Genomic DNA, 25,765 nt, shown 5'->3' on the forward strand with positions numbered 1-25,765 from the left:
GGCAAACGCCGGCGCGCCCCTGCTATTCAAAGAAGCTCGGAAGCCTCTATGCGTCTGTGCAAAAGCGCGTGAACGAGCTCATCTCTTGAGCTCCCAAGAAATTCGCGAGCGCATCAACTCGGGCGTGGCCACCCTGCTGGCCGCGCCCCTCTGCATCGCACTGCTGCTGGTTTTACCATTTCTGATTTGGGATAGGCACCTTCGCTAGCTCCATGCAAGTGAATTGTGGTCCCACGTGGATTCTTTGGGCCCGATCGCGAGCGCGGACCCGAAGGCTGTAGTAGCTGGCCCATGCCTGGCGCGACGGGTCGCAGACGCTTTCCTGGCTGCCGCCGTCCCAATAGGTGGGCACGTCCATGCGCGCCTTGGCCTGGGACGAGCCGTTGGTTTGGGTTACGTGGAAGGTCGTCGCGGTGCCCGCGGGGGCGTCGTTCCACGATACGGTGAAGGTGACGCCGTTTTGGCTTGCCGTGGCGGAGTGGGCGTAGGTGGTTTGTGACGTGGTGGAGATGGCCTCAGGCGTGGGGTTGGCTTGGGCTCGGAGGGATGGGGCGGGGGTGCCGGTTGCGGCGGCGGTGCCGTCGGCGCTTTCCGTGTTGACGGCGCTGGTGCCGGTGGATGTTGCGGTGCTGTCCTCTACGGTATCTGCTGTCGTGCTTGTGTTGGTGCCGTCTTCGGCCTTGCCTGCGTCGCTGCTCGTTGCGTCGGCTTGCGCCTGCTGCCCGGCGGTTTCTTGAGGCTGCATAGCTTCTGCGATGGCTGCCATAGGCAACGTCGCGCCGACCATGGACGTGCACGCGATCGCGCAGAGCAGGTAGTAAAGGGATCGTTTCATAGCGGAGCCTCTCGGTGAGCAGCCAATAGGGTCCGAAGGCAGCTCCAGGCCAGCACTCCGCACATATTTTGTTGGGGTTTATTTTACGGGAACCCCAGTCAACATCAGCGAACTTTCTGGGGAATGTTGGGGAGGGGGAGTCTTAGGAGACGGCTTGGTGCATGTAAACAACCTTCTTAGGACTACTCTTATGATTTACAAGCCTCTCGAAGTGGCTGTGCCTCAAGTTCAGTACAACACGAGGCGTGTTAGATTGTTGGAAGCCATAAAACCATAAAGGTCGGGAGGACGCATGAGGATCTCTAAACTGAGGATTGAGAACTATCGGAATCTCGATGGAGTGTCGATTAGTTTTGACGAGGACGTGAGCTATATTGTCGGCGAGAACAACCTCGGCAAAACGAATGTGCTTGACTTGCTCAATACAATTTTCAATCAAGCGACGATTAGCGAAGAGGATTTCGCTGACATTGAAAAGCGCGCAGGGGCTCTAGTAACTTTAAAGTTGGACGAGGACGAGATCGGAATAACGAGGCTCGACATCGATCCTACGACCGGAAACACTATTACCATCTGCGCTTTTGCTGACGACCCGGATTCTCGAATTGAATTTAAGGCCGAAGGGAGCGGAGAAAGTATTCCACCCTCTCTGATGCGATCCGTTCACATGTTCAGGTACTCGACTGCATCCTTTAATAGGGGAGACCTGGCGTTTGATGGTACCCGAGGTGTCGGTAAAGTTCTCTCCAAAGGTATCGCTCTTTATCTAGATAAGGAGGGTAAAGAGGTCTCCGATTTTCTGGATGGGAGCGAGCTCGAAGGTCTGGTTGCAGATCTCGGCGAAATCGTCGGCGACGTTCCGATCCTGTCATCATATGGTGTGAGGCCTGGCGTCGATTCATCGGATGGCGGAACGCTTGGAAGTTTGGTTACCTTGCTTGACAAGAGGGGCGTTCATTTTAAAAAGGCAGGGGTAGGCTTGCAGTACCTCGCTATTGCCTCGCTCTCGATAATCGAGAGCATTATGCGTCTTTCGCCTAAACGCCTTCAAGAGAGCCTTTGCTCAGATGATGATGACAGACGCGTGCTGCATGCCGTTCTGGCTTATGACGAACCCGAAGCCCACCTTCACCCGTATATGCAGAGGCGTCTCTCGAAGAGCTTGCATAGGATTTGCGAAGGGAAGGATGATAGATTCAATGCTCTTCTAAAGGACTATTTCGGAATTGATTCAATCAAAGCTCAGCTGATCATGGTGACGCATTCGCCTAACATTCTGGCTCGCGGCTATAAGAACATTGTGCGATTCGGGCAGGGCGAAAATTCGCCGAAGGTCATATGCGGTAGGGATATTGACCTGTCCGACAAGGTTGAAAAGCATCTTATGCTGAACTTTGAGTCGATACGAGAGGCCTTTTTCGCGCGGTCGGTTTTGGCTTTTGAGGGGCAGACAGAGTCTGGAGCCATTCCGGTGTTCGCTCGCAACCTTGGGATGGATCTGGATGATTATGGAGTTGTGCCTATCAGGGCCGGCGGGAAAAAGAACGTTAAACCACTCTGTGAACTTCTGGGCAAGTTCGAGATCCCAAATTATTCAATTGTCGACAGAGATGAGGATGAGCTGCAAGAAACTTCTGAAGACCATATAACGACAACCGAACGGGATTTCGAAGGTGAGGTCGTTGACTCGTTCTTCGCTAGCGATAACCAGGGTGCGTTTATTGCGCTTCTTGAGTCGATTGATCCTCTTCAGAGGGCAACTTGCATCAAGGGGAATAGTAAAGCTTTGAAAAGCGCCTGTGCTGTCTACGGCGTTAACTTGCGGGACCCTGAATACGATTTCCGGGGATCGGAGTTTGACGGGTTATTCGCAGACACGCCCAAATCACGTGCGCTTATGTATGCATGGCTTTCATCGAACAAGGGCGTCGTGTCTGGCGTCGCCCTCGCGGAGGCTCTTGGTGCTAATGGCGTTCCCACATGTTACAAAAGTATTATTCGCAAGGCCGTGGGGCTCGAATGCTGATGAGTCAGACTGACCTGCGGGATAGTGTTAGAGCCGAGATTGAGGCGCGCTGTGGTGGGGATGCGTCACAGTGCTCCGCGATTTTCTCGCCATCAAAGAGGGTGTTCGTGGAGGCGCCGGCAGGCTACGGGAAGACCACGGTGATGACTGGGCGGGCTTGCTGGCTGCTGGCATCTGGCGAAGTCCATCCGCCAAAAAGGATTTTGGCCCTGACCTTTAGCGTTGCCGCCGCGCGGAGGATGCGTATGAATTTGGGCATCACTATGTCGGCACTTCCTGGTCCCGTGGCCAAGCGTTTTGAGGACAGCGTCATGGCGACCAACTTCCACGGCTTTGCTTGGGCTCTGCTACGCAGATACTGGAAATCGCTCTCGCTCCCAGTGAACGTTGGCGAGCTCTCTATGGTTGATGACAACAGCGCCGTTAGCGAGCTGGTTTCGCGAGGTGGCAGGCTGACCTGGGATGAAAAGAATGCCGTTGACGACTTCCTCCGCTTCATGAGAAACGGTCAGGAAATGGACTTGAGGCGTGTGATGTTTTCCTTTAATAGGATCATCAAGGAAAGGTTTGCATCGAACGGTCTCTTGCCATACTCTGCAATGATTTCCCTTGCAATTGAATTGCTCGCTCATTTTCCCAAGTTAAGGTCCTATCTGTCGGCAGCATATCCTGTCGTGCTTGTCGACGAGGCGCAGGACACGAATGCGTTGTGCTATGTCTTCCTAAGGGGTCTGATTTCTGATGAGTCGGGGATCTGCATGTTCGGCGACCCCATTCAGCGTGTTTATGGTTTTATTGGTGCAATGGAAGGCTTAAAGGCAAAGGCCACTACCGACCTGCGTCTAACGCCGTTGGAACTCGAGCATAACCATAGGTTTTCTGGGAGATCTATCGTCGGAGAGCTCGGTGCTGCGATTCGCTCCAACATGAAGGGCACCATTGCCGGCGGTACGCCCCGACTTCCCATATTTGTTGGCTCTACTCAGCAAGACGAAGCGACTGCCATCGTTTCCAAGGTTACGGCGCTCGCTCAAAGCAGTGGCGGGAGGATTGCGATTCTTGTTCGTAAGCGTGGTGCCCTTGCCGATCTCATTATGGAAGAGCTTGCTAAAGAAGGTATCTCTTACTTCAACGGACTCTTCTCGGATACAAGTCGGGGGTTCATCGAATTCAATGCGTTTGCTTTATCCAGGATTACTGATGCAGTGTCTGGAGAAAAGGGCGTCAGCCGGTCTGCTGCGGACAAAATAATCGACTCCATCTCTGATGAACTGCTGACTGGCTCCAAGAGGTTCGAGTATGGGCGGTCCTATGCCATGCTTCTAGGAGCGCTGCGGAAACACCTTAAAAATGACTGCGTCGCGATGGGACCTTCGGAGCGCTTCGACTATATAGTTAGTATCTTTTCCGAGGGCTCCCTGCGACGTTTCTCCGATTACCTTGATGTGGGCATCTCCATGATGACCGCTCACTCCGCTAAGGGGCTCGAGTGGGACACCGTTTTCATTCCGGGCGTTACGCGTTTCGATTGGCCTGGAGGGATTTGCTCTCGTTGCGAAAATGCTGGTATATGCTTACGTTCTGCGCGAGGTTGCCAGATTGCTGATGCGAAGAAAATGCCAGATGGGCTTATTGAGGAAATAGGCCTGCTGTACGTCGGCGTCACTCGCGCCCGCAAAGCGGTATACGTCTCCGCTTCGATGCAGCGCAGAACAAATTACGGGAACTATCAGGTTGCCTGCCCCTCTTGCCTAACGTCTCTTCCGGGCATTGAGCCTGTGAGCTGGACGGTCATGGACGGGGAGGGGTGATTGCCGGTGGGATGGAGCGTGTCTGCTTCTGACGCGAGGTCCGGTTGCGGCCCTTACTATGGTCTCATGGAGTGTGCCCAAGCTGCTCTTTGACTAGAACGGCTTGGGCACTGGCGTCTTGGTAGGATGCGGTGTTTGTTTAATTAGCCACTGTTGAATATTGCGAAGTGGTACCGCAGCATTGCGCCTAGGCGCCGTGGCCGTCATGGGCCCTCGTTGCCTTTTTCTTGCTAACGTTCGGCTCTGCGGTGCTGCCGCGTGTTGTTTTTGCTCATGTTGGCGCGGGTCGTGTCGTGTGCGTCTTTGTCCGTGATGGTTGCTTCTTCTCGGATGAAGTGGTCGAGTGCCATTGCCTCGAGCCCGGATGCGGGCGTCATGGAGCTGTGCATAAGGCCACTGGACGGATCGCCGCCGCCCTACGATGGTGGCGTCAGGCGCTGATATAGCTGCTGATTGAAAGACATTCTGGTAAGTTCACAATTGCCCAGTTCTTTGACCCGTGGGTCCCTGTCATCGTTGCCGTATATCAACGCGCATAGATCTTCTACAATACGCTTGCGTCTATTTTCAATATCCTGCTTATAGGGAAGTTCATCCTTATTGGCTCCCCATACCGATTCAATCACTTCATCAAGATATTGGATGAAGCGATTGCTGTGTTTCGCAAGTTCGTAGACAGCCCCGAAGTCAGTGCTGGTTTTCATTTCGTGCCAGGCGAGCGGGTCATAGTAAGCAAGAATATTTATTACAGGAAGCAGGCCCTGGTCTTGGAAATGCTGAACCCTTCCATCCCCAAAGTGCTCCCAGTGGTTAGTAATGTATCCGGACAGACTTGTTATAGAGTCGATAAGCCTGTTGCAGGCTCTTAGTGAGGCATGTTTGTAGCTGAGCAAATCGACGGTTATATCCATGAAGGTATATCCATCCATTGTATTGATGCCTTTATACAGAAGGTAGTCAGCCGGCTTTATCGGATTTAGCTCTAGGCGCTTGTCGTAGAAGCGCTCGAGGTATTTTCTCCCTTCAAATCTTGGGCCATATACGCCTTGGAGGGAATGTGCAAGCTGCGTGATGCTGGTCGAATAAACCACAACAATGCTTTCTTGTTGAAACAGGGTTTTGGTCTGCTCGAGCACCTTTATAGCGAATTCGGGCCGGCAGCGGTCAAGCTCGTCGATAAAGATGATGGCTCGTTTGGCTACCTTGGGCAGATGGCTCTTTATGAGCTCGCCAATTTTGCTCCTAAGCTCTTTTCCGCTTTGTACTGTTCGAGAAAATCGGTGCCGCTGAAATTTTCAATGATGCCATTAATGTCAACGCCGTATCCAATAATGGAGGCGGCGGTTTCTATGACGCTAATGACTCCCTTGCCGAAATCCTTTCCTCCCTTGACGCTCTGTTCGTCTACGGCGTTAGCGATAGAGGCCAATATAGGCAAGATCGGATTGTCGAAATGGTCGTCTTCCCATGCGTTGAAATAAATGGGGAGGCATGGTGTCGCGGGGAGTTCTGTTGCGGTTTCTCCTAGTGTCGCGTTAAGTGTCTCGAAATCGTGGTTGAGAGTCGGATTTGCCATTTGCAGGACTCTAGCTACTTGTTTTACAAAGAATGTCTTACCAGATCCCCAAGGCGCGTCAATAACAAAGGTATACGGAGGCTCAACTGTAATGAGCATCTTTAGAAAGTCCTCAATTTCTCTCTTGCGGTGAAGCGGATCCTGGCTGAGGGCGTTGTCAATCGCTTTCGGCGTGGGCTCCTCATCGACTCGTTTCATGGTGGCCGCCTTCTTTCTGTGGTCTTAGATTGTGTTTCGGTCTTATTCTTTCCGTAAATAGGATCGGTAGGTCTCTTCTTATCTGGCTTCCATCCGTAGGTTTTACCCTTTTAATGTTTAACAATGCCTAGACCGTAAAATGGGCTTACTGGTTATGCTGATTGATTGGATGGTTTAGATGGCGCTTTCAATGAGTCAAATACACTGGGATTACTTCATTTTGCTCGAGGAAGATGTCATTCGTATATTGCATTACATCGAGCCAACCGAAGCGAACTATGGCACCTATGGCGCCGAGCTCGTCAAAGCCTATCTCTCGATTTGTTCCGAGATCGACGTCGCCTTTAAAGATCTTAACCACCTTGTTGGGCGTTACGAGAGCGTCAATTGGGGTGTGGTTAAAAACATTTCCGGAGCGCGTGAGATGGTTCACGCTCGCTTCTCGCAACAGTTTCGTTTTAGCTGGGTTGTTATTGATGCCAGCGAGATCGTTATTAACCCCTGGTCATCTTGGTGGGCAGATGATGGGACCGAATCCACCATGAATCCTGAATGGTGGATCTCGTATAACAATGTCAAACACCATCGCTTAGATAGCTATGCCGAAGCCAATCTTGGCAATGTGCTCCAGGCGCTTTCAGGATTGTTCGTTCTCCTTTCCTGTTTATATCGGTATGAGTATGAACACAATGCGGATGAGGCCCCTCGCTATCTGCCCGCCCCGCAGCGATTGAAGTTCTCGAGTCGGGGGATCGAAATCGGCTCGAGCGATCCGTTATATGTTATCGATACCGCGCTCTGCTCTTCTCCGGGCTTTCATGTTGACAAGCCACTGCAGCTGCCTTCATCAGGCGAGAGAGATTCTCGTGATGATTGCGAACGGGGCGTGAGTTCGATTCAAGTGAATGATTGAGTGTAGTTGCCGACTAGCAATTAGGCGAACCCGCTCCATTCCCGTCAAGTTCGATTAAGCAGTGACTCAAGAGTTGTGAGTTCGCGTGGCGATGTAACGTGAGTATTTTCTCGCTTGAGCTTGAGTCGTCTGCGGAGGGCGGCGGAGATTGCGCCGTGCCCCAGTTCCATTAGTTCCTTGCGGTATTGAGTAGGGTTCCATTGTGGCTTTTCGAGTGGTCGATTGCTTGCTCGTCGACTTGTTATTTAGCTAACGGCAGTTTAAGCATGAGGCCGCCTTTAACCTCCGTGAGGCTCGATACCGGCACCTTCCAGGAAAAGTCCATAAGGCTGCCGCCTAAGTCCAGTTCCGCATGTCCATACTCTTCGATTTTGTAGTCAGGGTTGTTCTTGTCGGGCTTAAGGCGCCACTTGACCGGTTGCGATCCGACGATTCGATACTCCCGTTGGTATGCAAATTTGGGTGTTTTGATAACAAGGTTGTCCGGGATGCCTTGGAATGCCTCGGCAGTTACGCTTGGACTAGGGGCGCCGTAAAAGACGGGGCCGTGCAGGGATACGCCATCTCCCGAATCAAACTTCCTATTTAGCAGCCGCTCAAAGCGGTCATACCGCACGATGCCGATCCAGCCGTCGGAACACCTGAACTCCTCGACCATTCGCTTGGTAATTACGACAGCGTTGTCAACGATGTCGCTCTCCCACACCGTGTACATGCAGTAGATCGGCAAGAGCCAATGGGCGTAGATGCCCATGCCGCATGCCAGAGACGCTTCTAGCGGATCGCCCTGCTCTCCGGGCAGACCGTGATAGTAGCCGGCGGCGTTCATATAGAGGCGCCCGTTCATCAGGTCGTCGATGTACGCCTCTTGGGGAGCGAACTTCAGTAGGTAGATGATTCCGTCTATTGGCATGGCGAGTCCTCTCGTTGGTTGATGTATCCCGAGCCTCGTCATGTGCTCAGGTTCTTAGTGCAAATATAAGAGCGTCTCCTCAAACCCGCGTGCCGGATTGGGTAATGTCGTGAAAGTTGGCGTAGCGTCCGATCTAAAGCAATGCGTCTCGACGTTGAAGAACCTGGTATGCGGTTGATTCGATCATCCTCTAGCTTGTGGGCATTGATGCTTTCGTGGCGGGCGAACTGGGTATGATGCTTCACCTTATTGAGGTGTATAGTACGTAGTCATAGTACAAAAGCTCTTTGGGGCTTTAAGGGCGACGCTTTCAGTTAGAGGGTGTTGCCCTTTTTTATGCGTTTAAAGTCTGGCACGCCGGCCGTGTCCGCTTCGACGATGGACTCATTTTTACCGCACTTCCGTGTTCGGCGCCCTATACCTGTTGTCTTGGGAGTGGTAAACACTTGATTGATGTTTCTTAAAGTCTATAATCAAATAAAAACTCTGAAATATCTTTTCAAAACAATGAAAGGAATTTTGAGGACGATGCTTTGTCAGTTCACCTTCAGGAACTATAGATCCTATCGCGACGAGACCGAGCTTTCTATGCAGGCAACATCGATGAGGGAGTTCGAGTGCTCCCTCATAGAGTTCCCTGACGGGCAGAGTTTTCTTCCGGTGGCTGCGGTGTACGGGCCTAACGCTGGCGGCAAGTCTAATCTGCTCGAGGCGCTTGATTACGTTCGCTCGGCGGTGGCCAGGCCGATCAGATTGCTGTCTGCCAGCACTGATGCGCCAGAGGGTAACCGTCCTTCGATACCACGTTGCTCTGCGTTTGAGTTCGATGAAGTGTCGGCTGCTGAGCCCACCGAATTCGAGCTCTACTATCGCGCGGGTGAGCACGAGTACCGCTATGCCCTGTCCGTGCATGCGGACGAGATCGTGTCCGAAGGCCTATGGCGGCGAAAATTGGGAGCGTCACGCACGGCGATGCTGTTCGAGCGTGAGGGCGCAGAGGTTGAGCTCGGTCCCACGCTGCGTAAGCTCGTGACGGCTGCGAGATTCAACCCGAGGCTGCCGTACCTGTCGTTTCTCTGCATCAACTTTGACGCGCCGGTGGTCAAGGAGGCTGCCAGCTGGTTTCTTGACGGGGTGTTCCTGAACTATAACAGCTCCTATCTGGAGCAGATGCTCGAACAATTGCTCGATGAGGATGACTCACCCGAGGTCACGCGTTTTTTGCGCGCCGTTGATGTACGTATTGATGGCTTCAGAGTGGAGAGGGCGCCGGAGTGGCGCGGCCAGCGCGTCTTCGTGAGGCACGAGGTGGGCGGCAAGGCGTACGAGCTGCGTTTATCCGAGGAATCTGCCGGAACCCAGAAGCTCATGGGGTTGGCTGCGTATCTGATGACAGCGCTTGAGCGTGGTGGCACCGTTGTGGTAGACGAGCTCGACGCCAAACTGCACCCGAAGCTTCTTCGCTATGTGATTCTGCTGTTTAAGGATCCTGGGGTCAACAAGAGTGGCGCGCAGCTCATCTTCTCGTCCCAGGATGTGTCAACCATGCGAAACGATGTGTTCCGCCGTGACGAGATATGGTTCGCTGCGCGCGGCGAGGGGGAGGCGAGCCAACTGTGGTCTCTCGCCGACATCCACGAGGCAAACGGTAATCTGGTAAGCAAGAACGCGGCTTTCGACAAGCAATACCTGTCCGGTCGCTACGGCGCCGATCCGTATCTCACCCGCATCGAGGAGTGGGATTAGCATGGTGGCGAAGAAGTCGAAGGGCTGGCGTAGCGGCAAACGAGAGGGCCGCTCGCGCATGGTTCAGATGACGCGTCATCTTGTAGTGAGCGAGGGCAAGGAGACCGAGCCTCGCTACTTTGAGGGTGTGCGTGCGGCGTTGGGTGCGGCGAACGAGCGTAAGGTTGCCATTGTCGTTAAGGGGACCGGCAAACACACACTTGACCTACTTGACTTTGCCGTCGAACACTGCCGCTATGCGCCCGAGACATTCGACCATGTGTGGCTCGTGTATGACAAGGATGACTTTCCTGCGTCCGACTTTGACGCGATGGAGCGCAAATGCGACGAGCTCTCCGATGGTTCGAGGACCTTCCATGCGTTGTGGTCGAACCCCTGCTTCGAGCTGTGGCCTCTTCTGCACTTTCGCTACACGACCGCGCATATGTCCGCGTCCGACTGCCAGCATGCCCTCGCGCAGGAGATGTCGAGAGACCTGGGCATCGAGTACCGCAAGAACTTGGACGGGCTGTTCGAGGTGGTGGACGGCAAACGAGGCGAGGCATTGCAGCGTGTTGGGCGCCTCGTTACATACCATAGGGGGCTGGGCAACGTTATGCCATCTGCGCAAAACCCTGCAACTAAGGTGGGCGAAATTTTCGATGTAATCGGGCCGTATCTGGTTGGCTAGTCGAGTCTGTGGATTGGCTTTCCGGTTAGGGCGATTGACGGATTGTACTGTGCTATTGCAAGTCCAGTGCGTAGGAGAAGTGCGGGGAAAATCGGAAACCTCTGAGCACAAACCGATTTTTGCCAACAAAACCGCAGGTCGCTGCTGTCTAAAACCGGGCTTGGTCTGCCGATCTCGGATTTTCGCCGCACTTCCGGATTGGGCGCTCATTTAACACTCTCGAAGTTCCCACATCCTCTAAAAAAGTTCTTAAGACAGCCTTAAAGGCGTTCCAGCTCGCGTTGGCAGCGTACAATACGCATGTTTTGCATGATTGAAATCTGATGAAAGGGGGAACGCCATGGAGGTGCTGGTTGTTGGCAACACCGCATATGTTGACGATGACTTTTGCGCCAAGGCATTCCCCGAGGACCACGTTAATGTCGTAGCCGCGCAGGAAGCGCGCCGCGATGAGTCGTCGCCCCATGCCTCGTGGAAAGAGCTCCTCCAGCACCTGGATCAGGCCTACGAGTTCGACCGCGTGGTCTACCTGTCTAATTACCTTACCCCGCATACCGATACCGTGGGCGATATCGAGCTTCTGCGTTCGGTCTTTCGTGCGTGCATGGGGCGCCGGGTTCAGCTGCTGTTTGTAGCCGGGCCCGCGGGCGCTGAGGATGCCACCGATGCCGCAGAACAAACGGGCAAAGGCATTATCGCGCACGCAGCCAACGACCTGTGCCGCTACTACGCTGCTCGCGAGGGCGTTCAAACCAAGATCCTGCGCGTGCCGTTCCTGTATACCGCGTCTGCCGCGCTGGAGGACCCGTTTTTGGTGCCGCTGTTCGACGCGTGCTCAACCGGATCGGTCGCTCTGCAGGGCGCGCAAGCTGCGGCGTTTCCCCTGCTGTGTGCCGAGGAGCTTGCGGTGCTGGTACGCCGTATCTTCGACAGCTGGGATGGTAACTTTGAGACGCTCGACGTTGCCGATGCCTTCCATCACACGTCAGGTGAGGTGGGCGAGGCCCTCAAGGCGCTGTTCCCAGGGCTTGACGTTGCCTATGGCGATTCTGCCGGCTATGCTCTGCCCGCCAGCGACGTCGTTCGCGTGCGCTATGGCTGGTTTCAGCGTTACGACTTGCTGCGCGATCTTTCGACCATTCAAGCTCGCTGGGGCGCTGGACGCATCAAAAAGGTCAATCCGCTGCGTGCCGCCATCGACCGTATCCAGATGCGCTCGCTGCCCATCAAATGCCTGGAGACGGGCGTTGCTTGGGTTTTCTTCGAGGTACTGGAGCATCTGTTCTCCCAATCTGCCCAGCTCAACGTGCTCGATTATCGCCTGCTCTACGTTGTGCTGATCGGCACATTGTATGGCTTGGACTTTGGCCTGGTTGCGGCGCTGCTGGCGTCGGTGGGTTTGGCCGCGAGCTACTTTACTCAGTACGGCTATACCTTCCAGGGCCTGTTCTATGAGCCGTCCAACTGGCTGCCGTTTATCGCGTACTTTGTGGTGGGTGCCGTGTGCGGCTATGTGCAGCTGCGTAACAGCGAGGCCATTAGGGCGGAGCGTGATCAAAACGAGCTCGTGCGCAACCGCAATACGTTTCTTACGCAGCTCTACCACGATGCCATCGAGGACAAGCGCACATACAAGCGCCAGATTGTGGGGCGTCAGGATAGCTTTGGCAAGATCTTTGCCGTGACGCAAGAGCTCGACGTGCTCAATCCGCGCGACATCTATCGCAAGTGCTGCGAGCTCATGGGTGAGATTCTGGAAAACGATTCGGTGGCGATCTACCACGTTTCGGGCGGGGCGTTTGCACGTCTGGTGGCGGCGAGTCCCGTGATTGCCGAAGACGCCACGCGCTCGTTTTCGCTTGAGCAGCTTGCGCCCCTTTTGGGCGGCGGGGGTCGTTCGAACCTGTGGGTGAATCGCGAATTGACGCCGGGGCTGCCCATGTTTGGATACTCGATCGAGCGCGACGGGGCACCCGCCGTGTTGATCTCTGTGCGTCGTGCGGCTCAGAATCAAATGACGCTCTATTACCAAAACCTGTTCCGCATCTTGTGCGGCTTGGTCGAAAGCGCGCTGGGGCGCGCCTTTGACTATGAGGCGGTGGCGCAGGATAAGCGCTGCGTTGACGGCACTTGCGTGCTCAAGCAGGCGGCCTTTGGCCAAGAGCTCGTGGCGGAGCAGGCGTTGGCAGATAGCAAGATGGGGAGCTTTTTGCTCCTGCGCGTGGTGCCGGGCATGGAGCCTGTCGGCGAGCTGGTGGGCGCGATTGGTTCGGCTATCCGCGAGAACGATGCGGCGGGCTTGGTCGACGGCGACGTGCTCTACCTGCTTATGCGTCAGGCAAAGGCGTGCGATCTGCCCATTATCCGCGAGCGCCTGAGCGCAAAGCAGATTGCGGTGGAGCCCGTCGACGGCGAGGACATCGTGGCGCTGTTGCAGCACATCTCTTACACCGGTGACGGTGAGGGGGGTGCCGCTTGATCTCGCTTGTCGTTGCTGCCGTCTTGCTGCTGATTCATGCGCTGGTTTGCCTGGTGCTGTGGACGCTCATGAAGCTGGGCCTGCTGCCGGTGCGCGGGCACATGCTGCCTGTGATAGTGCTGGTGCCGCTGTGGGGCCCATTGCTGGTGGCTCTGCTATCGGTCCGCAGCGCGGTGTTTGGCGAGGGACTGAAAGAGTCTGCGCTGGAGTCGCTGCGCTTCAACGACGACCTGCATCGCAGTATGCCGGTACCGAGTGGTGAGGATGATGCAGGCGTAGTGCCGCTCGAGGAGGCGCTCATCGTCAACGACCCGGCATACCGGCGCCGCCTCATGCTCTCCATGCTCACCGAGGAGCCCGACGCGTACCTGGCGCAGCTGCAGGCGGCTAAGCTTAACGACGACGTTGAGGTGGCGCACTATGCCGCGACGGCGGTGGCGCAGATCTCCAAGGAGTCCGACCTTAAACTGCAGCAGCTGGAGCGTGCCTTTAAGACAGACCCGAGCGCGCAAAACCTCAACGAATATTGCGATTTTCTTGGTGAATACTTGGACTCGGGCTTGGCCGAGGGGCGCGTGGCTCAGATTCAGCGCCAACAGTACGCGCGTTTGCTTGCGCGTCGCTGCGAGCGCGAGGACACCCTTGAGCTTCGCATTCGATACGCGACGGCGCTGGCCGATGTCGGACAGATCGACGAGGCGCAGGCCGTGACCGACCAGCTGGTGCTCGATGTGCCCGAGGAGCAGGAGGTTTGGATGCTTTGTCTGCGCCTCGCGGTGATGCGCCGCGACGGTGACGAGGTCCACCGCGTGATCGATGCGATTGACAAACAGCATGTATACTTGAGCGCCGCCAACCGCGAGGAACTGGCGTTTTGGCGCAACGGAGAGGAGGCCCGATGAGCGTGGTACAGCATATCCGCGACCGTGCGGGCCATTTTCGCTGGATGGGGCTGCTTGTGGTGTGGGCGGTCTTTATTGCCATGGCGGCCGTGCTGCTGGTGGAGCGCGCCGGCGTACAGTACAGTGCGGGCCAGCATAAGCTGGGGATGCTTGCCGCCAACGATGCGGTGCCGGCTTCCTCGGCAATATTTGGCCAAAAGCCCACGTGCCTGGTCATTACCGATTCCGATCAAGCTGGCGTCGAGGACGTAAAGGAGCAGTTCGACCAGATTCTGCTCGACATGAAGATCGCGCACCGCGACGTGGACCTTGCCCTGGACGGCGCGGATGCCATTCCCTCGCTGACCTCCTACGATCGCGTGATTTTGCTCATGCCGTCGCTCGATGGGCTCGGTACGCACCTGAGCGACATTATAAGTTGGGTGAGTGCCGGCGGTTCGCTTATGCTCGCCATGCCGCCGGATAACTCGGGCTATCTGCAAGTGATTGCTCCTAAGCTTGGCATTGAATCTGCCGGATATGACTATGTAAAAGCCGAGAGCATTGTGCCGAGCGAGGACTTTATGCTGGGCGGGGGAGAGCGCTACGAGCTCTCGGACCCCTTTGATTCGTCGCTTTCGGTTTCGCTGCGCGAGACGGCTCGTGTGTGGGCTAAGACCGGCGATGCGGGCGCCCCGCTCATTTGGTCGAATGACTGCGGTAGCGGTCGCACCGTGGTGTGCAATATCGGTATCTATGACAAGGTCATGCGCGGTTTTTACGCCGCGGCGATCAGCCTGCTGGGCGATGCCACGGCCTACCCCGTCATCAACAGCGCCGTCTTCTATCTGGACGACTTTCCCAGCCCCGTGCCCTCGGGCGACGGCACCTATATCAAGCGCGACTACGGGCTTTCTATCGCCGACTTTTATGCCAAGGTCTGGTGGCCCGATCTTCAAAAGCTCGCGCAAAAATTTGGCGTTCGCTTTACCGGCGTGATGATCGAAAACTACGAGGACGCGGTCAACCAGACCGAGCCCGCGCGCCAGGCCGATACCACGCAGTTCCGCTACTTTGGCGGCATGCTGCTGCAGATGGGCGGAGAGCTGGGTTTCCACGGCTACAACCATCAGCCGCTGGCGCTCTGGGATACCGACTATGGCACACTGTACGACTACAAGACGTGGAAGAACAAGGAGGCGCTCGTCGCATCGCTCAACGAGCTTATAGCCTTCCAGGACGAGGTACTGCCCAACGCGCACGGCTCGGTCTATGTGCCACCGTCGAATATCCTTTCGGCCCGTGCGCGCAAGCTTATCGGCACCGACGTTCCGCGCATTAAGACCATCGCCAGTACGTATTTTGAGGATGGCACCGACCTGCCGTACGTACAGGAGTTTGGCGTGGCGAGCGATGGCATTGTGGAGCAGCCTCGTATTGTCTCGGGCGGCATGGTCGACGATTCCTATATGCGCCTGGCAGCCGTGTCCGAGCTCAACATGCACTACGTGAGCACGCACTTTATGCATCCGGACGACCTTTTGGACCCCGATCGCGGCGCTAAGGAGGGCTGGGAGGTCTACAAGGGCGGCCTGACCGACTACCTGGACTGGCTTTCCAAGTCTGCGCCCGACCTGCGGCGCCAGACCGGTTCGGAATGCTCGGGCGCCATCCAGCGCTTTTCGTCCGTGACGGTGAGCGTGGATACAAGTGCGGATGCCTGGACGCTCAGCCTGGGCAATTTCCACGACGAGGCGTGGCTCATGTTTCGCGCCAACAACGGCGACCCGGGTGCAGTCACGGGTGGCGAGATTACGCATCTGACGGGCGACCTGTACCTGGTCAAAGCCACGGACAAGACGGTGACCATTGCACGCAAGGAGGGTGGCGACAAATGAGAATCTGCTTGGTACTCGAGGGTTGCTACCCCTATGTGCACGGCGGCGTGTCCACCTGGATGCACGGCTACATACAGGCCATGCCCGAGCACGAGTTTGTGCTGTGGGTGATCGGCGCGCATGCTGCCGACCGCGGCAAGTTTGTCTACGAGCTGCCCGGCAACGTGGTCGAGGTACACGAGGTGTTTCTGGACGACGCCCTGCGGCTTTCGGGCGAGCAAGAAGAGGCCGACTTTAACGCTCACGAGCGCGAGGCGCTGCGCCGCCTGGTATCGCTCTCCAATCCGGACTGGGACGTGTTGTTCGATATCTTCCAGCGCCGTCGCGTGCATCCGCTCTCGTTTTTGCAGAGTCGCGCCTTTATGGATATCTTTCGCGACGTGTGCCTGGCCGAGTACCCATACACGCCCTTTGCCGATGCATTCCACACCATGCGCTCCATGCTGCTGCCCGTGCTCTACCTTCTGGGCAGCGAGGTGCCGGTGGCCGATGTGTACCACGCCATCTCGACCGGCTACGGTGGCCTGCTCGCCTGCCTGGGCTCAATCGTTCACCATGCGCCGGTGCTGCTGACCGAGCATGGCATTTATACTCGCGAGCGCGAGGAAGAGATCATTCGCGCCGACTGGGTGGTGCCGTCGTTTAAGGACCGCTGGATTCGCTTTTTCTACCTGCTTTCGGAGGAGATCTACCGCCGCTCCTTTCGCGTGACGAGCTTGTTTCATAACGCCCGCAAGACGCAGATCGATATGGGCTGCGATGCAGGTAAATGCCTGGTCATCCCCAACGGCATCCAGTTCGACCGCTTTAAGGACATTCCCTTAAAGACCGATGACGGCTGGGTGGACATTGGCGCGGTGGTGCGCCTGGCGCCCATCAAGGACGTCAAGACCATGATCTATGCCTTCTTTGAGCTGCACGAGCGCCTTCCCAAGGTGCGTCTGCACATCATGGGCGGCGTGGACGACGAGGAGTACGGTGCCGAGTGCCACGCGCTGGTCGATACCCTGGGCGTGCGCGATCTGATCTTTACCGGGCGCGTCAACGTGGTCGAGTACATGGAAAAGCTCGACTTTACCATTTTGACGAGTATCTCCGAGGGCCAGCCGCTCAGTGTGCTGGAGTCGCTCGCCGCGCGTCGTCCCTGCGTGACGACCGAGGTGGGCTGCTGCCGTGAGCTGCTGGAAGGCGCCCCGGGCGACGATTTTGGCGTGGCGGGCTTTGTGAGCCCGCCCATGTATCGCAAGGGCTTGGCCGATGCCATGGAGCGCATGTGCGCGAGTCGCGCCCGCCGTATCGAGATGGGGGAGCGCGGCCAGCGCCGTGTTGCCACGTACTTTTTGCACGAGCAGATGCTCGCCAACTATCGCGCACTGTACGACGAGACGGCGCGTGCGTTCGACCTGCCCAGAGAGGGGGAGTAGCCGGTGGCCGGAATCGGTTTTGAGCTCAAGCGCCTGTTTAGGCGCAAGGGCCTGTTTGCCACGATGCGCGCCTATGGCTACGCCGGCATTGTGTGCACGGGCCCCATGCTGCTGGGCGTGCTACTCCAAGTGGGCATCTTGGTGCTGTGCGGCCTGTGGGGCGTCGGGCGCGCCAACCAGGATCTGCTGGTATGCATGGTGACCTATACGCTGCTGGCCTCACTCACGCTTACGAGCTTCTTTTCCATGCCCGTCACGCGCTTTTTGGCCGACATGCTTTTTGCCGAGCGCGAGGAAGAGATCTTGCCCTCGTTTTGGGGCTCCAACGCCATCATGCTCGTTGCGGGCACGGTGCTCTACGGCATCTTTTTGCTGTTCTCGGGCGCCACACTGCTGCAGGGGCTGCTGTGCCTGTGGCTGTTCAACATTATGATCGTCAACTGGAACGGCATGAGCTATCTCACGGCCATCAAGGACTATCGAGGGATCCTGTGCAGCTTTGCGGCTGCCATTGGCATGGCGTGCCTGTGCGCCCTGGCCGCTCTTGCGCTGGGTCTGCCGCCGGTCGAGGGCCTGCTGGCGTCCATCGCTCTGGGCTACGGCGTGATGCTTGCCTGGGACGTGGTGCTGCTGTACCGATATTTTCCGCAGAGCGATCGCAGCCCCTGGCTCTTTTTGCAGTGGCTCGATCAGTTTCTGCCGTTGGCGCTCACGGGCCTGTTTACCAACCTGGGGCTCTTCGCACATCTGGTGATCATTTGGGCCGGGCCCATCGGCGTGCAGGTCAAGGGCTTGTTTTACGGTGCGCCCTATCACGACGTGCCGGCGCTTATCGCGTTTTTGACCATTCTAGTCACGACCGTCAACTTTGTGGTCTCGGTCGAGGTCAACTTCTATCCGCGCTACCGCGACTACTACAGCCTGTTTAACGACGGCGGCGTGGTGGGCGACATTGTGGTGGCCGAGGAGGAGATGCTCTCCACGCTCAACCGCGAACTGCGTTTTTGTGCGCTCAAGCAGCTGTTTGTGACCGCGGCGGTCATTTCGCTCGAGACCACGGTGCTCTCGGCCCTGCCGCTGGGCTTTAATAACCTTATGCACGGGTATTTTCGCACGTTATGCGTGGGCTACGGACTGTATGCCGTGGGCAATACGGTGATGCTCATCTTGCTGTACTTTACCGACTACAAGGGGGCCGTGCTGGCCTCGGGCCTGTTTTCCGGCGTGGCCGGGCTGGCGACCCTCGTGTCGCTGTTGTTGCCGCAGCAGTTTTACGGCTTTGGCTTTTTGTTGGGCGCGGCGGTGTTTTTTGTTGTGGCGCTGCTGCGGCTCGATACCTATACCGCCAACTTGCCGTATCGTATCCTGAGCCAGCAGCCCATCGTGGCGACCGACAAAACGGGTCGCTTTACGCAGCTGGGTCGCTTGCTCGACCGTGCCGAGCAGCGCTATGAGGAGCTTCGCCATAACGGCGAGCCGCATGGCACGTTTGAGCGCACGGTGGTCCGCGTGTATCGCAACCATTGGGGAGGTTCTGATGACCGATAGGATGATGTCTCGTCGCCGTCTGCTTGAAGCGGCTGCCGGTGCGCTGCTACTTTCGGGCTGCTCGTCTCAGGACGAATCCTCGACCAAAAAGCCCAAAAAGCAGGGCAAGATCAAAAAGGCCGAGGCCTCGGGCGAAGCCAAGCACCTCCGCGATAAGGACGAGCTGTACGAGGTTTACGACGACTCGGGCATTGTGACCATGTACCTGACGGTCTCGCGCGGCAACAGCTCCGAGAACACCGACCACAGCTGGGCCGAGATCAACACGTACTCGGTCTACGACTACGCCGACATGGGCGTGACGCGTTATCAGGTTATGGGCCTGCTGCAGGCGGGCGACGAAAAGGGTCCCGTGGCCGGCGAAGTGGGCTATGGCGAGGAAGCGCCCAATGCCACCGTGCAGGTGCGCGGTCAGACGTCGAGTTCCAACACGCAAAAGAATTACAAGGTGGAGCTCAAAAAGGGCAAGGGTGCCTGGCGCCAGCAACGTGCGATTGCGCTCAACAAGCACATGGGCGAGGGCATGCGCTTTCGCAACAAGATGGCCTATGACCTTATTCGCGGGATTCCCCAGATGATGGGCCTGCGCACGCAGTTTGTGCATCTATGGGTGTGCGACCAGACCGAGAAATCCAACGACACCTTTGAGGACTATGGCCTGTTTACGCAGGTGGAGCAACTCAACAAAACGGCGCTCAAGGCACATGGCCTGGATAAGAACGGGCATCTGTACAAGGTGAACAGCTTCGATTTCCACCGCTACGAGGACACCATAAAACTTGCCGACGACCCCGACTACAACCAGGCTAATTTTGAGGGCATGCTCGAGATCAAAGGCGACTCGGACCACACCAAGCTCATCGAGATGCTCGACGCGCTCAACGATGAATCGCAAAAGATCGACGACGTGCTCGATACCTACTTTGATACCGAGAACCTGGTCTATTGGCTGGCGTTTCAGATCCTGACGGGCAACTGCGATACTCAGAACCGTAACTGTTATCTGTACAGCCCGCTCAACTCAAATACCTGGTACTTTTTAGATTGGGATAACGACGGAATGCTGCGTAAGCTGGAGCTTTCTCTTGCCGGGTTCTCGGACTATGCGAGCTGGGAGCGCGGCGTAAGTAACTATTGGGGCAACGTGCTATTCAATCGTGCGCTGCGCAGCAAATCGTTCCGCAGTGAGCTCGACCGCGCCGTCAAGGACCTGCGCTCGTATATGACCGAGGCACGCCTGGCCAAGATGATTAAACATTATCGCGAGGTGACCGAATCGCTGGTCTTTGCTTCGCCCGATATCGACAATCTGCCTGTCACCAAGGACCAATACGAGCAAATCGCCGCGGCGATTCCCTCCGAGATTGAGGAGAACTACAAGAGCTTTTGCGAGAGCTATAACAAGCCCATGCCGTTCTACATTGGCGTGCCGCAGATCGATAACGGTAAGCTGCGCATGAACTGGGATGCATCCTACGACTTTAAGGCGCGTGACATCCGCTATACCGTGGAGCTGGCGCGCGACTATGCCATAAGCGACGTGCTTTTTAAGGCCGAGGACGTGCTGCTTCCCGAGGTGACCTGCGATGCTCCCGATGCCGGCCAGTATTTTGTGCGCGTGCGCGCCACCAACTCAGATGGCTATACGCAAGATGCGTTTGACTACTATGTGACCGACGACGGCAAGCACTACGGCATGAAGTGTTTTTACGTGCAAGACGGCGGTAAGGTCGTGGAGGACACGTATGAGGAGGGCTAGCGCGCTGCTTGAGCGCCTGGCGGCACCTCCCGCGCGTACCACGCAGGAGCGTTACCGCCACGAGCTCAAATATCTTATTAACGAGGGCGAGCACGCCTCGCTTGCCTGTCGCATGGCGCCGGTGTTTAAGCTGGATAAGCATGCGCGGGCGGGCGGCTACACCATCCGCAGCCTGTACTTTGACGACTACTGCAACTCGGCCTACGAGGAAAAAGACGCCGGTATCCTTATGCGCAAAAAGTATCGCGTGCGCATCTATAACGGCAGCGACAAGGTGATTAAGCTCGAGCGTAAAAAGAAGTACGGCAGCTGGATCTACAAGGAGGACGCGCCGCCCACGCGTGGCGAGTTTGAGCAGATTCTGGCCGGCGACTACGACTTTTTGCTGAGGAGTCCGCACCAACTCTGCCGTGAGTTCTACATCGAGTGCATCTGCAATATGATGCGCCCGCGGACCATCGTGGACTACGAGCGCGAGCCGTGGGTGATGGACGAGGGAACCGTGCGCATTACCTTTGATAGCAACGTGCGTGCGGCGGTGGGGAGCTTTGACATCTTTGACGCGACGTTGCCCGCGTTGCCCGTGCTGGAGCCCGGCAAGCTGGTGATGGAGGTCAAGTTTACCGAGTTTTGCCCGCAGCTGGTGCGCGATATGGTGCCGCCAGGTGCGGCCGAGCTTACGGCGGTCTCCAAGTACTGCCTGTGTTACGAAAAGACCGCCTACCTGCGCGGATTTAATTACTGGGAATCGGATTTTGAGAACCGAGGGGATATTTAGACCATGAGCACCAGGGACTTTTTTAAGAACTCCGTCTTGGAGGCGTTTGGTCAGGTCGACCCTGCCAAGATTGGCCTGTCACTGCTCGTGGCGCTCGCCATGGGCATCCTGATCTATTACGTGTACAAGCGCTTTTTTACCGGCGTGGTGTATTCGCGCAGTTTTGCCGTAACGCTCGTTGGCATGTGCGTGCTCACCTGCATGGTCACGCTCGCGATCTCGACGAATGTGGTCATCTCGCTCGGTATGGTCGGTGCTCTGTCTATTGTCCGCTACCGCACGGCGGTCAAGGATCCGCTCGACCTGTTGTATCTGTTTTGGGCCATTACCACAGGCATTACTGCAGGCGCCGGTATGTATGCGCTCGTAGGACTCACGGCAGTGGTGATCGTGGTGATGATCGCCGGCTTTGCGAGCCACCAGGACAAGGCGCGCGTGTACATGATGGTCATCCACTACACGGGGCAGACCACCGGCGATGATATCGTTCGCGCGTTTGGACGCACCAAGTTCACCGTCAAATCCAAGACGATGCGCGGTGACAAGGTCGAGATGGCCGTCGAGGTCTTCTCGGACGGTGTGGACATGCCCTACGCCGACGCCATCCGCGCGCTCGATGGCGTGGAAGATCTAACGTTGATCCAATACAACGGCGAATATCACGGCTAATTTTGTTCCGGCGTTTTAACAAACGCCGGACCGCTCGACGCTGCGCGGACATCTGCCGGGCGATCTGCCGCTCAAACCGTCGCTCGCGTACATAAAGTACGCGTCGCTCCTCTTTCGCGGCACCTCGCCACGGCAGCTGCCCGCTCGCTGGCGTACGATCTTCATGGATGGTTTATTCGGTTCGGTTTTTGGGGACGGTGTTGCGTGGACGTGCAACAGTTAGAAGAGGACTGGGCTGTCAGGGCTGGTGCGCGTGAGGCGCGTCTTGTTGCGGCCTCGCATGTGCCGGCGGCGCTGTCGATGCTGGGGATTGTGCAGCCCGGCGATCGCTTGGTGGCCTTTGCGGACGACTTTGCCGATGCATTTGCCTGCGGCTTTGATGGCTGCGATGTTGCGCTGGTGGGGGAGCCTGCGGCTGCGGCGTTTGCTGCTGCGTCCGAAGGCTTTGATGCTTCGTTTGATGCCGAGGGGCCGCACCTGTGGTGGTTCGTCAACTCCATCGGCGGGTTTGGTCTGCGTGTGCCCGACCTTCGCGCTCTGGGCCGCGCCGCTCGTGAGCCGCATGCGCTGCTCGTGGTTGATAACACTGCGTCAGGCGTCTTTGGGTGCAACCCGCTGCGTCTGGGCGCCGTGCTTTCGCTCGAGGCACTCGACCGTGTGTGTGCCGGCGTTGCGCCGCGCAAACTCGTCGCCGCTTCGGTGGCGCGCTCGCAGCTTAAGCGCCATCGCGTGGATGCCGCCGCCGAGTGTGCGCATGCGCTTCTTGCGGATTGCGGTGCGTCTGCACTCGACCTTTCTGCTAATGAGGCTTGCATGCTGGAGCGGGGGCTGTCTTCGCTCGACGCTCGCATGCAGGCCCACTTCGATCGCGCCCGTGCGCTCGCCGAGTATCTGGCCGCCAACGAGATGGTGCGCAACGTACGCTATCCCGGGCTGAGCTCGCATCCTGACCATGTGGCTGCAACGGGAATCCTGGAGCACGGCTTTGGCCCAGCAGTAGAATTTGACCTAATCGAGCGTAGCGCGGGCGAGCTGTTCGACGCTTTGCCGGACGAATTCCGCACATCACCCGCCGGCGGCTCAACAACGCGCCTTTCGGCCCCGCGCGGTAAGCAGGGGAGCGCCATCCGCCTCTTCGCCGGCACAGACGACCCTCTGCAGGTGGCTGCCACTCTCGATAACGCCCTTCGCAAGTAGCTAATCGGGGTCTATGTCATGAAAACGGTCTATTTACTACGTTTAAGCAATAGGGGTCGACCACACCCGCCTATTTTGAAAATTACCAAGCTGTTTACCAGCGGTTTTAATTTCATAATGTCCGGTATGGTCGTGGGTATTCAACTAAACGTAGTAGATGGGCCCGTTTTGTGGCGCGAGCCTCAACCCGAGGGCGCTGTGGGCTAAAAACCGCCTAAAAGGACTACTCCGCGTTGATGCTGGCGATGAGGACGTCGGCTTTGGCGGCTATGGCCTGGTTGATGTCAGCCTGCAGCTCCTCGTACACCGCTATGGCTCGCTCGCCGGCGGGGGTGAGGGTGGATCCGCGGGCGCCGTCGCGCTCGATGAGCTTGCAGCCCAGCTGTCCTTCGGCCTCGTTCACGATGCGCCAGGCCTTGGAATACGCCATGCCCATGCTTTTGGCGGCGCGGTTGAGCGAGTGCTCCCGGGCAATACCCTGCAGCAGCAAGACACAGCCGTGGCCAAACACGCCCGGCAGGTCTTTGTCGCACGCTTGAATGACCAACTTTGCCGTCGTCTTGTACTCCATGTGCTCCACGTCTCCCTGCTAAAGTGTTTGCTGGGCAAACGCAAAGCCTGCGTCAAACCCTCGTGTGCTCTTCTTAAATCATGCATTGTAGCAGTCAAAGTGCGTTAAGATACTTCCCCAGTATTGGGCGCCCAAGGTTGGGCTGGGTCCTACGAGGCCTGCAGCCGACCGGTCGCATGGAAAAAGGAGAAACATGGCTACGTTCTTTCCCGGTGAGTCCCACACGTTTTCGGAGTATCTGCTGGTCCCTGGTTACTCGTCCTCGCAGTGCATCCCCAACAACGTCTCTCTTAAGACGCCGCTAACCCGCTTTAAACGCGGTGAGAAGCCGGCAATCACCCTGAACATCCCCATGGTTTCCGCCATCATGCAGTCCGTCTCGGGCGTCGACATGGGTGTCGCGCTCGCTACCGAGGGTGGCCTGTCCTTCATTTACGGTTCCCAGGCTCCCGAGTCCGAGGCCGCTATGGTCAAGGCCGTCAAGGATCACAAGGCCGGCTTCGTTCAGTCCGATTCCACGCTGACCCCCGACATGACCATGGAGCAGGTCATCGAGCTCAAGGAGAAGACCGGTCACTCCACCATGCCGGTCACCGACGACGGCACTCCCAAGGGCAAGCTCCTGGGTATCGTCACCAGCCGTGACTATCGCCCCAGCCGCGATGACCACCAGAAGAAGGTCTCCGAGTTCATGACCCCGCGTGAGCAGCTCATCGTGGGCGATAAGAACATCAGCCTCAAGGTTGCCAACGACGTCATCTGGGACAACAAGCTCAACGCTCTGCCTATCGTTGACGACAACGATCACCTCATGGGCATCGTCTTCCGCAAGGATTACGACAGCCACAAGACCAACCCCAACGAGCTGCTCGACGGCGATAAGCGCTACATGGTCGGCGCCGGTATCAACACCCGCGACTATGCCGAGCGCGTGCCGCTGCTCATCGAGGCCGGCGCCGATGTCTTGTGCATCGACTCTTCCGAGGGCTTCAGCGAGTGGCAGAAGCGCACCATCGAGTGGATCCGCGCCAACTACGGCGAGGACGTCAAGGTCGGTGCCGGTAACGTCGTCGACGCCGAGGGCTTCCGCTTCCTGGCCGACTGCGGTGCCGACTTCATCAAGGTCGGTATCGGCGGCGGTTCCATCTGCATTACCCGCGAGACTAAGGGCATTGGCCGTGGCCAGGCCACCGCGCTGATCGACGTCTGCCGCGCTCGCGACGAGTACTACGAGGAGACCGGCGTCTACGTGCCCGTGTGCTCCGACGGCGGTATCGTCTACGACTACCACATGACGCTCGCCCTTGCCATGGGTGCCGACTTTATGATGCTGGGTCGCTACTTCGCCCGCTTTGACGAGAGCCCGACCGAGCGCGTCAACGTCAACGGCCAGTACATGAAGGAGTACTGGGGCGAGGGCTCTGCGCGTGCCCGCAACTGGCAGCGCTACGACCTGGGCGGCGCCGCGAAGCTCAGCTTCGTCGAGGGCGTTGACTCCTACGTTCCCTACGCCGGTTCCCTCAAGGACGGCGTGGGCGGCACGCTCTACAAGGTCAAGTCCACGATGTGCAACTGCGGTGCCCTCTCGATCCCCGAGCTCCAGGAAAAGGCACGCCTGACACTGGTAAGCTCGACCTCGATCGTCGAAGGCGGCGCCCACGACGTCGTAGTCAAGGACTCCCAACAGAGCGTAACGTATCGATAAGATAAGACCTGCACATAAAGGTTGAGCCTCAACCACGTTATTTAGATAAAGCGAGATGCCTGCAAGTCGCAGACATCTCGCTTGTTGTATTTGCTATCATCAGTCAAGTTAACCTTAGGGTCGGGCGGTTTAGCTTTGTTCGCTACAAGTTCCGCACGCAAAGAAGAG

20 protein-coding genes are annotated in these 25,765 nt (G+C 57.1%); 15 read left to right on the plus strand and 5 right to left on the minus strand.

Annotated features, from left to right (window positions below):
* Nucleotides 1–172 precede the first annotated feature (172 nt).
* Entirely contained in the window at nt 173–835 is a 663-nt protein-coding gene (locus tag DXD77_RS10630) for a hypothetical protein (protein WP_117564834.1), read from the minus strand.
* A 292-nt stretch (nt 836–1,127) separates the two neighbouring features.
* On the opposite strand from DXD77_RS10630, the gene DXD77_RS00540 reads away from it, so the two are divergent.
* Both DXD77_RS00540 and DXD77_RS00545 read left to right on the plus strand, forming a co-directional pair.
* Complete coding sequence (locus DXD77_RS00540) at nt 1,128–2,861, plus strand: ATP-dependent endonuclease (RefSeq protein ID WP_117564833.1); 1,734 nt, start codon at nt 1,128–1,130, stop codon at nt 2,859–2,861.
* Nucleotides 2,855–4,672: a UvrD-helicase domain-containing protein gene (locus tag DXD77_RS00545; protein ID WP_233506669.1), complete on the plus strand. Its 1,818-nt coding sequence runs from the start codon at nt 2,855–2,857 to the stop codon at nt 4,670–4,672. The genes DXD77_RS00540 and DXD77_RS00545 overlap by 7 nt, the downstream gene beginning before the upstream one ends.
* A 416-nt stretch (nt 4,673–5,088) precedes the next feature.
* Here the strand turns inward: DXD77_RS00545 and DXD77_RS00550 are convergent, their stop codons facing one another.
* A complete protein-coding gene (locus DXD77_RS00550) occupies nt 5,089–5,907 on the minus strand; it encodes a P-loop NTPase fold protein (protein ID WP_117564831.1) in 819 nt (272 codons plus the stop codon).
* Complete coding sequence (locus DXD77_RS00555; protein ID WP_117564830.1) at nt 5,892–6,446, minus strand: P-loop NTPase fold protein; 555 nt, start codon at nt 6,444–6,446, stop codon at nt 5,892–5,894. Before DXD77_RS00555 ends, DXD77_RS00550 begins: the two co-directional genes overlap by 16 nt.
* 178 nt (nt 6,447–6,624) lie before the next feature.
* Here DXD77_RS00555 and DXD77_RS00560 point away from each other — a divergent pair, with 178 nt between their 5' ends.
* A complete protein-coding gene (locus DXD77_RS00560; protein WP_117646607.1) occupies nt 6,625–7,359 on the plus strand; it encodes a hypothetical protein in 735 nt (244 codons plus the stop codon).
* 241 nt (nt 7,360–7,600) lie between these two features.
* On the opposite strand, the gene DXD77_RS00565 is transcribed toward DXD77_RS00560, so the two are convergent.
* On the minus strand, nt 7,601–8,272 hold the full coding sequence (locus DXD77_RS00565) for a hypothetical protein (protein WP_117564828.1): 672 nt from the start codon (nt 8,270–8,272) through the stop codon (nt 7,601–7,603).
* 528 nt (nt 8,273–8,800) lie between these two features.
* Between DXD77_RS00565 and DXD77_RS00570 the strand changes: the two genes are divergently transcribed.
* The 11 genes from DXD77_RS00570 (at nt 8,801) to DXD77_RS00620 (ending at nt 23,321) form a co-directional block, all read left to right on the plus strand.
* Nucleotides 8,801–10,018 (plus strand): ATP/GTP-binding protein, encoded by a 1,218-nt coding sequence (locus tag DXD77_RS00570; protein ID WP_158548969.1) that lies wholly within the window; start codon nt 8,801–8,803, stop codon nt 10,016–10,018.
* A gap of 1 nt (nt 10,019) precedes the next feature.
* A complete protein-coding gene (locus DXD77_RS00575) occupies nt 10,020–10,688 on the plus strand; it encodes an RloB family protein (protein WP_117564826.1) in 669 nt (222 codons plus the stop codon).
* Between the two features lie 340 nt (nt 10,689–11,028).
* The gene (locus tag DXD77_RS00580; protein WP_117647299.1) at nt 11,029–13,167 is read left to right on the plus strand and encodes a DUF4118 domain-containing protein; all 2,139 of its coding nucleotides are present in this window, start codon (nt 11,029–11,031) and stop codon (nt 13,165–13,167) included.
* Nucleotides 13,164–14,069, plus strand: coding sequence for a hypothetical protein (locus DXD77_RS00585; RefSeq protein WP_117647300.1), 906 nt, complete (start codon nt 13,164–13,166; stop codon nt 14,067–14,069). The genes DXD77_RS00580 and DXD77_RS00585 overlap by 4 nt, the downstream gene beginning before the upstream one ends.
* Nucleotides 14,066–15,946, plus strand: coding sequence for a DUF2194 domain-containing protein (locus tag DXD77_RS00590; protein ID WP_117647302.1), 1,881 nt, complete (start codon nt 14,066–14,068; stop codon nt 15,944–15,946). The genes DXD77_RS00585 and DXD77_RS00590 overlap by 4 nt, the downstream gene beginning before the upstream one ends.
* Nucleotides 15,943–17,370, plus strand: coding sequence for a GT4 family glycosyltransferase PelF (gene pelF / locus DXD77_RS00595; protein WP_117647304.1), 1,428 nt, complete (start codon nt 15,943–15,945; stop codon nt 17,368–17,370). The genes DXD77_RS00590 and pelF overlap by 4 nt, the downstream gene beginning before the upstream one ends.
* A gap of 3 nt (nt 17,371–17,373) precedes the next feature.
* Nucleotides 17,374–18,918 (plus strand): exopolysaccharide Pel transporter PelG, encoded by a 1,545-nt coding sequence (gene pelG / locus DXD77_RS00600; protein ID WP_117564822.1) that lies wholly within the window; start codon nt 17,374–17,376, stop codon nt 18,916–18,918.
* A complete protein-coding gene (locus DXD77_RS00605) occupies nt 18,908–20,677 on the plus strand; it encodes a CotH kinase family protein (protein ID WP_117564821.1) in 1,770 nt (589 codons plus the stop codon). Before pelG ends, DXD77_RS00605 begins: the two co-directional genes overlap by 11 nt.
* The gene (locus DXD77_RS00610) at nt 20,664–21,455 is read left to right on the plus strand and encodes a polyphosphate polymerase domain-containing protein (RefSeq protein WP_117647306.1); all 792 of its coding nucleotides are present in this window, start codon (nt 20,664–20,666) and stop codon (nt 21,453–21,455) included. The genes DXD77_RS00605 and DXD77_RS00610 overlap by 14 nt, the downstream gene beginning before the upstream one ends.
* A 3-nt stretch (nt 21,456–21,458) precedes the next feature.
* Nucleotides 21,459–22,124, plus strand: a complete 666-nt coding sequence (locus DXD77_RS00615; protein WP_089571688.1) for a DUF4956 domain-containing protein — start codon at nt 21,459–21,461, stop codon at nt 22,122–22,124.
* Nucleotides 22,125–22,334: 210 nt separating this feature from the next.
* Entirely contained in the window at nt 22,335–23,321 is a 987-nt protein-coding gene (locus DXD77_RS00620; protein WP_233506670.1) for a PLP-dependent transferase, read from the plus strand.
* Nucleotides 23,322–23,544: 223 nt separating this feature from the next.
* Here the strand turns inward: DXD77_RS00620 and DXD77_RS00625 are convergent, their stop codons facing one another.
* Complete coding sequence (locus DXD77_RS00625) at nt 23,545–23,892, minus strand: winged helix-turn-helix domain-containing protein (RefSeq protein ID WP_117647308.1); 348 nt, start codon at nt 23,890–23,892, stop codon at nt 23,545–23,547.
* Between the two features lie 193 nt (nt 23,893–24,085).
* Here DXD77_RS00625 and DXD77_RS00630 point away from each other — a divergent pair, with 193 nt between their 5' ends.
* Nucleotides 24,086–25,597, plus strand: a complete 1,512-nt coding sequence (locus tag DXD77_RS00630) for an IMP dehydrogenase (RefSeq protein WP_117564817.1) — start codon at nt 24,086–24,088, stop codon at nt 25,595–25,597.
* Nucleotides 25,598–25,765: the final 168 nt, after the last annotated feature.

The sequence above is a fragment of the Collinsella sp. TM09-10AT genome (assembly GCF_003436275.1).
In the GTDB taxonomy this organism is placed as follows: domain Bacteria; phylum Actinomycetota; class Coriobacteriia; order Coriobacteriales; family Coriobacteriaceae; genus Collinsella.

Bases quoted from the DNA above. Each gene is read 5' to 3' on its own strand.
- DXD77_RS10630 (WP_117564834.1), bottom strand. From the start codon at position 835: ATGAAACGATCCCTTTACTACCTGCTCTGCGCGATCGCGTGCACGTCC.
- DXD77_RS00540 (WP_117564833.1), top strand. From the start codon at position 1,128: ATGAGGATCTCTAAACTGAGGATTGAGAACTATCGGAATCTCGATGGA.
- DXD77_RS00545 (WP_233506669.1), top strand. From the start codon at position 2,855: ATGCTGATGAGTCAGACTGACCTGCGGGATAGTGTTAGAGCCGAGATT.
- DXD77_RS00555 (WP_117564830.1), bottom strand. From the start codon at position 6,446: ATGAAACGAGTCGATGAGGAGCCCACGCCGAAAGCGATTGACAACGCC.
- DXD77_RS00560 (WP_117646607.1), top strand. From the start codon at position 6,625: ATGGCGCTTTCAATGAGTCAAATACACTGGGATTACTTCATTTTGCTC.
- DXD77_RS00565 (WP_117564828.1), bottom strand. From the start codon at position 8,272: ATGCCAATAGACGGAATCATCTACCTACTGAAGTTCGCTCCCCAAGAG.
- DXD77_RS00570 (WP_158548969.1), top strand. From the start codon at position 8,801: ATGCTTTGTCAGTTCACCTTCAGGAACTATAGATCCTATCGCGACGAG.
- DXD77_RS00575 (WP_117564826.1), top strand. From the start codon at position 10,020: ATGGTGGCGAAGAAGTCGAAGGGCTGGCGTAGCGGCAAACGAGAGGGC.
- DXD77_RS00580 (WP_117647299.1), top strand. From the start codon at position 11,029: ATGGAGGTGCTGGTTGTTGGCAACACCGCATATGTTGACGATGACTTT.
- DXD77_RS00590 (WP_117647302.1), top strand. From the start codon at position 14,066: ATGAGCGTGGTACAGCATATCCGCGACCGTGCGGGCCATTTTCGCTGG.
- pelF (WP_117647304.1), top strand. From the start codon at position 15,943: ATGAGAATCTGCTTGGTACTCGAGGGTTGCTACCCCTATGTGCACGGC.
- DXD77_RS00605 (WP_117564821.1), top strand. From the start codon at position 18,908: ATGACCGATAGGATGATGTCTCGTCGCCGTCTGCTTGAAGCGGCTGCC.
- DXD77_RS00610 (WP_117647306.1), top strand. From the start codon at position 20,664: ATGAGGAGGGCTAGCGCGCTGCTTGAGCGCCTGGCGGCACCTCCCGCG.
- DXD77_RS00615 (WP_089571688.1), top strand. From the start codon at position 21,459: ATGAGCACCAGGGACTTTTTTAAGAACTCCGTCTTGGAGGCGTTTGGT.
- DXD77_RS00625 (WP_117647308.1), bottom strand. From the start codon at position 23,892: ATGGAGTACAAGACGACGGCAAAGTTGGTCATTCAAGCGTGCGACAAA.
- DXD77_RS00630 (WP_117564817.1), top strand. From the start codon at position 24,086: ATGGCTACGTTCTTTCCCGGTGAGTCCCACACGTTTTCGGAGTATCTG.